This window comes from Bartonella sp. OC68QHHN, assembly GCF_042193875.1.
GTDB classification, from domain to species: domain Bacteria; phylum Pseudomonadota; class Alphaproteobacteria; order Rhizobiales; family Rhizobiaceae; genus Bartonella; species Bartonella grahamii_A.
In genome coordinates, this window is sequence record NZ_JBHIME010000020.1 from 1 (window position 1) to 1093 (window position 1093).

The window sequence follows — 1093 nt, forward strand, 5'->3', positions numbered from 1 at the left end:
CACAGACAGAGCCAGAAACCTGAGCATGCCCATAAACCCTTGCATAATTATAAACCCAAGCATTATAAGAAATATGCGCATTATCATAAGCATGGGCTTCTGTATAAATACGAGCGCTCCCACTCACATGGGCGTTGCCATAAACATAGCCAGATATACGTGCATTACTATAGACACAAGCATTGTCATAAACTTTAGCATATTGAGAGATAAAAGCCTTGCCATAGACCTCAGCATTGCCATAGACATGACCACAGACCTGGGAAAAATGGCGTATTTTTGCATCATCATACACTCTTGCATGACCGTAGACACAAGCCTCATCATACACCCAGCAATTGCCATCATGGGATAGGTTAACTTCCTTTTCGATATAGCCCCCAAGATCTCCCGCCTTTATATCATCAAAATCTTTTAAAGCTTTAATGCGATAAAGGTTTGTAATTTTCTTAGTAATCCTATCTTTGATTTGTTTGATTTCACTGGTTAATTCATATTTTTTGCACATAGAAGACCCTCACAATCTAATGTGATAAACATTTGCTAAAATTTGGAATGGAAAAATTTGGTTGGAAAGCAGGCGCCCCCGCCGCGCTCGCGTCTTATTTACGCAGCGTCTTTTATGGTGTGATCACAAATTTTGATATGACCATTCAATTTTTTGGTATCTATATATGAATTGCCAAAAACACTCACTTTATCGCAAATGTATGTATAGCCTGTAATTTTTGCATTTTCATAAATACAAGCATTATCACAAACCACAGAAAAAAACCAAACTTGAGCATTGTCATAAATTCTTGCATTGCCATAAGCTTGCGCATAGCCAGTCAATAAAGCGTTATCATAGATTTTAGCATGACCTTTTATAACAGCCCTGTCAGATACCTCAGCATGATTCAAAACGCAGGCATGATCGTAAACATAAGTTCTTCCAAAAACCAAGGCATGATCAGCAACCCTTGCATTGTCATAAATTTTTGCATTATCAAAAACATAAGCATTATTATAGACACAAGCATCATCATAAACCCAGCAATTACCCTCATGAGAAAGGTTGCTTTCATTTTCAATAAAACCACCTAGATCGCCA

The 1093-nt window shown here is 37.6% G+C and carries 2 protein-coding genes; both read right to left on the reverse strand.

The window, feature by feature from the left end; all coding sequences use genetic code 11:
- The coding region (locus tag ACFIJ0_RS02670) for a hypothetical protein (RefSeq protein ID WP_375643903.1) at positions 1-508 on the reverse strand (508 nt) is incomplete at its 3' end.
- Between the two features lie 98 nt (positions 509-606).
- On the reverse strand, positions 607-1093 hold a 487-nt coding region (locus tag ACFIJ0_RS02675; RefSeq protein WP_375643904.1), incomplete at its 5' end, for a hypothetical protein.